This window comes from Paraburkholderia sp. (genome assembly GCF_034668105.1).
Lineage (GTDB): Bacteria > Pseudomonadota > Gammaproteobacteria > Burkholderiales > Burkholderiaceae > Paraburkholderia.
In genome coordinates this window covers 1-4,607 of the sequence record NZ_JAXDPY010000535.1, presented here as the reverse complement: position 1 = coordinate 4,607, position 4,607 = coordinate 1, and the positions used below count along the sequence as shown (strand labels likewise).

At 62.1% G+C, this 4,607-nt stretch carries 7 protein-coding genes; 5 read left to right on the top strand and 2 right to left on the bottom strand.

Annotation, left to right across the window (positions count from 1 at the left end; genetic code table 11):
- Positions 1-285 precede the first annotated feature (285 nt).
- Positions 286-543: a DUF2866 domain-containing protein gene (locus tag QOC89_RS23860; RefSeq protein WP_093632986.1), complete on the top strand. Its 258-nt coding sequence runs from the start codon at positions 286-288 to the stop codon at positions 541-543.
- Positions 544-841: 298 nt separating this feature from the next.
- On the opposite strand, the gene QOC89_RS23855 is transcribed toward QOC89_RS23860, so the two are convergent.
- Entirely contained in the window at positions 842-1,174 is a 333-nt protein-coding gene (locus tag QOC89_RS23855) for a hypothetical protein (protein WP_323047272.1), read from the bottom strand.
- Positions 1,175-1,259: 85 nt separating this feature from the next.
- Here QOC89_RS23855 and QOC89_RS23850 point away from each other — a divergent pair, with 85 nt between their 5' ends.
- Positions 1,260-1,628, top strand: a complete 369-nt coding sequence (locus tag QOC89_RS23850) for a hypothetical protein (protein WP_323047271.1) — start codon at positions 1,260-1,262, stop codon at positions 1,626-1,628.
- A gap of 70 nt (positions 1,629-1,698) precedes the next feature.
- Here QOC89_RS23850 and QOC89_RS23845 read toward each other — a convergent pair whose 3' ends face one another.
- Positions 1,699-2,325 (bottom strand): LysE family translocator, encoded by a 627-nt coding sequence (locus tag QOC89_RS23845; protein ID WP_323047270.1) that lies wholly within the window; start codon positions 2,323-2,325, stop codon positions 1,699-1,701.
- A 185-nt stretch (positions 2,326-2,510) separates the two neighbouring features.
- On the opposite strand from QOC89_RS23845, the gene QOC89_RS23840 reads away from it, so the two are divergent.
- The 3 genes from QOC89_RS23840 to QOC89_RS23830 form a co-directional block, all read left to right on the top strand.
- The gene (locus tag QOC89_RS23840) at positions 2,511-3,095 is read left to right on the top strand and encodes a YigZ family protein (protein WP_323047269.1); all 585 of its coding nucleotides are present in this window, start codon (positions 2,511-2,513) and stop codon (positions 3,093-3,095) included.
- 238 nt (positions 3,096-3,333) lie between these two features.
- Positions 3,334-3,873: a hypothetical protein gene (locus QOC89_RS23835; protein ID WP_323047268.1), complete on the top strand. Its 540-nt coding sequence runs from the start codon at positions 3,334-3,336 to the stop codon at positions 3,871-3,873.
- A 160-nt stretch (positions 3,874-4,033) separates the two neighbouring features.
- Positions 4,034-4,607, top strand: a 574-nt coding sequence (locus tag QOC89_RS23830) for a LysE family translocator (RefSeq protein ID WP_323047267.1), incomplete at its 3' end; no start/stop codon positions are given.

Below are 4,607 nucleotides of genomic sequence, written 5' to 3'. Positions count from 1 at the left end.
CGCGCCGCGTCGGCCGGCGCGCCGGTGATCCTGCGCGCGGCCACGCCGCTCGACACGGTCAACGCGATGCGTCCGCCGTGCTCGTCTAGCAGGAGGATTCAGGCGGCAGAATCAAGCGTGGGGATTTTGAGCGCGATCTTAAGTTTGGCTTAATTCTTACCTGTAACTATGACGCTCAACATCCCCTGTTGAGCCGCCAGAACATCGGCGGCGCTTTTTTTATCGAAGGGATGTCGCCGACGCGCCGATAGATGGTTAGCATGCCTGCGAAGAAGGAGTCAAACGATGGTGGAAGACACGGTATTCGAGCATTTGCGTGCGATGCCCGGTAACGAATGGGTGCGCCAGATCCACTCGTGCAAGGTCTCGGACCCTTTGCAGCCTCCGTGGGGACGCTCGTACAGACTCGTCGAATGGACCATGAAGCACACCCCTGAATCGAGCCGCCGCGTGGTGCCCGCGGAAAGCACACCACTCGAAATCGCCCAGGCGGTCGTGTCCCACATTCCCGGGCGCCGCTTCTGCCAGCACGGCGACGACTAATCGCGCAGCCGGCAACCCGCACTCAACTTTTCGCGCGCTCGCGACTTCTTCCTCAAACAGGGCGAATTCTTCCGTAGCGGCTTCGACGCTCGGGCGCAGCATCAATCGCTTGTAGTACTCAGCAACGGCCGGCCATTGCGACAGATCGATGCCGCCATACGACGCCCAGTTCAGCACGGTGACCCGATAAGCGTCGCCCACGCTGAACGCATCGAGCAAATATTCTCTTTGCGCCAGATGATCTTGCAGAACGCCCAGCCGTAACGGGGCCTTGTCGCGCGCATAGCGCTTCACGTCTTCAGGCGCCCGCGCATCGAGTAACGGCACGAACACCACCTTGTGCAACTCCGTGCCGATAAAACCCAACCATTGTTTGTTGCAGCCGCGCGCGCTGCGCCGTGTCCGCCCCAGGCGCGAGCCGCGCGGCCGGATAGCGATCGGCCACATAAGGCAGGATCGCGGTGTTTTCGCTCAACAGCCAGCCTTCGTCCGTACGCAGCACCTTCACCTGCCCGAGCGGACTGATTGGATAGAAGTCGCGTGCGTCGTTGCGGGCGACAGCAGTCGCGGGGGTGGCATTGATATGCGGCAGCGCGGGCGCGTCATCTGGACCGGCAGCGGGCAAAGCCACCGCTAAAGGACGTGGACGCTAGCCAGGCGGTTCCGTAAAAAGACGGGATATACTGTACGTATATACAGTACTTTTCGTCTGAGCAATGCGTCTTCCTCCCTTCGATCCTCCCACGCTTGCCGATCTGCGCGCCTGGTGGCGCACGCGCGACGAACAGGCCATCCAGCGGCTCATTCTCGAGATCCAGCGCCAGCGCCTCACGCTGCTGGAGCTGCGCCACCTGATCGACAGCGGCGTCCAGCAAGCGCGCGCCGCCGACCGCACGCTGGTCGAACGCGGCGAACCCTTGATGACGTTACGCATCCGGATCGCGCAGGAAGTGCTGCGGGTTGGCGACATCGACGATACGCGGCAGATGAGCCGGGCCGAACAGGAACGGCTCGCCGTGCGCACCGAGGGCCAGATGGAATATGCGCGCGAAGGCCGCCTGCGTAGGCAGCGCCGCAATATCTAGCTCAAGCGAGCGTGGCAGCGTATTTCCGCGCGCCCGAACCAGAAAAAGCGCGCGGCGGCCTTCGAACTCGTCAGCGCGTTTGCGTGGCGACGCGCAGGCCGAGCGAAATGAACAGCACGCCGATGATCTTGTTTTGCCAGCGGCTAAGCCACGTCAGGCGTTTGACGAGTTTGCCCAGCGGACGAATGGTCAGCACGATTAGCGTTGTATAAAGCGCGCTCATGCCGACAAAGATGAGTCCCAGCGTCGTGAACTGCAGGAACGTGGAGCCGTGCTCAGGACGAACGAACTGCGGCAGGAACGCGAGGAAAAACAGCGCGGTCTTGGGGTTCAACACTTCGGCGGGGATCGCCTGAAAGAAGGCTTTAGAAGCGGATACCGGCGCCACCGCCGGCAAATGCGCGCTCGCCTGCTTCTCGCGCAACGCGCGAACGCCCAGATAGACGAGATAGGCGGCGCCGACGAATTTCACGGCATTGAAAGCCAGCGCCGACGTCATCAGCAGCGCCGACAACCCGACCGCCGCGCCCAGGGTGTGGATGAAATCGCCAACCGCGATACCGAGACCGGTGAGTATGCCGGCCTTGCGCCCTCCATGCACCGTACGCGTCAAAACCAGCAGCACAGCCGGACCGGGAATCAGAAAGAGCCCTAAGACAACGGCAACAAATGTTCCTAGCGTGGAAAAATCAAGCATGTCGTCTCCTTGGTGGCGCAGCCGGTGCGGTCAGAAGCGCGTTCAGCGGACGATTGTAGACGAATGCCGATCACCCGTTGACGATCCGTTACCATGGCGTGCACAGGGCCGCGTGAGACCCGCGCATGAGATCCGCATGGGGTCATGCATGAGGCCCGCATTTTTTATCCACTGAAGTCTTTGCCTTGCCCACTTATACCTTGCCCGCGCCGCTCTCCGCCGAACTGGAGATTCGTAAGAGCCGTTTCATCGCACATGCGATTCCCGTCGCCGACCGCGACGCCGCGATGGTCGAGTTGCGGCGTCTGCGCGATGAGCATCCGGGCGCGACGCACGTGTGCTGGGCGCTGCTGGCGGGCGGCCAGTCAGGCATGTCCGACGACGGCGAACCGTCCGGAACCGCGGGCCGGCCCATTCTCGAAGTGCTGCGGCATCACGATCTGGACGGCGTGCTGGCGGCCGTCGTGCGCTATTACGGCGGCGTGAAGCTGGGCGCGGGCGGCCTGGTGCGCGCGTATACGGACGCGATTGCTTCGGCGCTATTGGACGCACCTCGCGTGGAGAGGATTGCCCAGGTGACGCTGATCGTCGAGGTGAGCTACGCCGATGAAGCGAAGCTGCGCAGATGGATCGAGGCCGAAGGTTACGGACTCGTGGAAAGCGTCTACGGGATGCTGGTGAGGATCACCGTCCGGCTGCCGGTCAACACGGTGGACAATGCCCGGCGAGCCCTCGTGGATATGACGCAGGGGAAAGCCGGGTTTTTCTGATCGTGATGATGAGCATGGCTGTTTCAAATGTTCGAGCATCCCGGCCCCGGATCCAGTTAAGAGGATCACGGGATCGGCGCGCTGTTACCATGCTGCTCTGTACCGGGATTGTTCAACCTGAAAGGCAACTCCTCTGACCTCGACTGCCGCTTTTTCCAGCACAGCGCCCGAGTCGCCGCAACAGAGTCAGACTCTGCGGCAATCGCTCGGCTCTCCGCGTCCGGCCTTGAGATCCGCTGTGCTCAAGGGTTGCGGCGTCGTCGCACTGCCGTTGATGCTGTCCGCGTGCTCCTGGTCGTGGTTCGGCCTGAATAGTCCACCGCGCGCGGCCACGCATGCAACCGGCTGGCTCAGCGTCGCTCCCGCCCGCGATTTTGCCTACATGCCGGCTCGCAACGGCCAGGTGTCGCCGAACCGGATCGAAAACACGGCGATGACCGGCATCGTGTTGAAAAACGATATCAACGAAACCGTGCGCAACAGCGTTGCCAGCAGCTTGCAGGCTGCCGGCTTTCATCTCACCGAGGGTAGAAAGGTGCTGAGCGGCAGCATCGAGAAGTTCACGGTAGAGGACGAGCGCTCGCCCGCCTTCTGGACACTGAAAATGCGTTACGTCGTGACTGACGCCGCGACCCAGAAAGTCGTTTTCTCCACCATCAAGACCGTCCGCCGGAAGTCGCCTAAATTCACCAGCAACATCATCGCCATCGAAGACACGGTCAGGCTGAGCGTCGATGCATTGATCAGCGACCCCGGCTTCGTCAAATCGGTGAATTGAAACGGCCGGACTGAATCGGTGCGTTCGCCGATTCGCTACAATCGGCACATATCGGGAAACGCGGAATCAGTGCCTCACTCGTGCTTGTCGCGTCCTGTCACTTCCCCGTTTCGCGCGCCCGATTCGTTGCACTCACGTCTACTTCTCCGTGCGAGCTGTCATGTCCATCACCGCCTGGCTGTTCTTCCTGCCCGCCTGCTTCGCGATCAATCTCGCGCCCGGCCCGAACAACCTTCTATCGATCAACGTCGCCGCGCGTCACGGCTTCATGACGGCGTTCGTCGGTGGCACCGGGCGGCTGGTCGCGTTCGCGTTGATGCTAGGGCTGGCCGCGACCGGACTTGCCGTCGTCCTGCACGCATCCGAGTGGTTCTTTCTGGCGATCAAACTGGCCGGCGCCGGCTATCTGATCTGGCTTGCGATCCAGTTGTGGCGCAGCGACGCGCCGGCTATCGATACGACGCGGCAGGACGACGCGTCGCTGTGGCGGATCGCGCGGCAGGAATGCCTCGTGGCGGCCGGCAATCCGAAAGCCATTCTGGTTTTCACCGCATTTTTGCCGCAGTTCGTCGATATCGCCAAACCGATGTTGCCGCAATTCGCGGTGCTCGGCGCGAGCTTTCTGGTACTCGAATGGGTAGCGATCGCGCTGTATTCGTGGGCGGGTATGCATCTTGGCAAGTGGCTGGTTCGCGCCAGGGTTCGCCGCTGGTTCAACCGCTGCTGCGGGGCGT

Excerpts from the sequence above, each read along its gene's own strand:
- QOC89_RS23850 (WP_323047271.1), top strand. The coding sequence starts at position 1,260 with ATGCGTCTTCCTCCCTTCGATCCTCCCACGCTTGCCGATCTGCGCGCC.
- QOC89_RS23860 (WP_093632986.1), top strand. The coding sequence starts at position 286 with ATGGTGGAAGACACGGTATTCGAGCATTTGCGTGCGATGCCCGGTAAC.
- QOC89_RS23845 (WP_323047270.1), bottom strand. The coding sequence starts at position 2,325 with ATGCTTGATTTTTCCACGCTAGGAACATTTGTTGCCGTTGTCTTAGGG.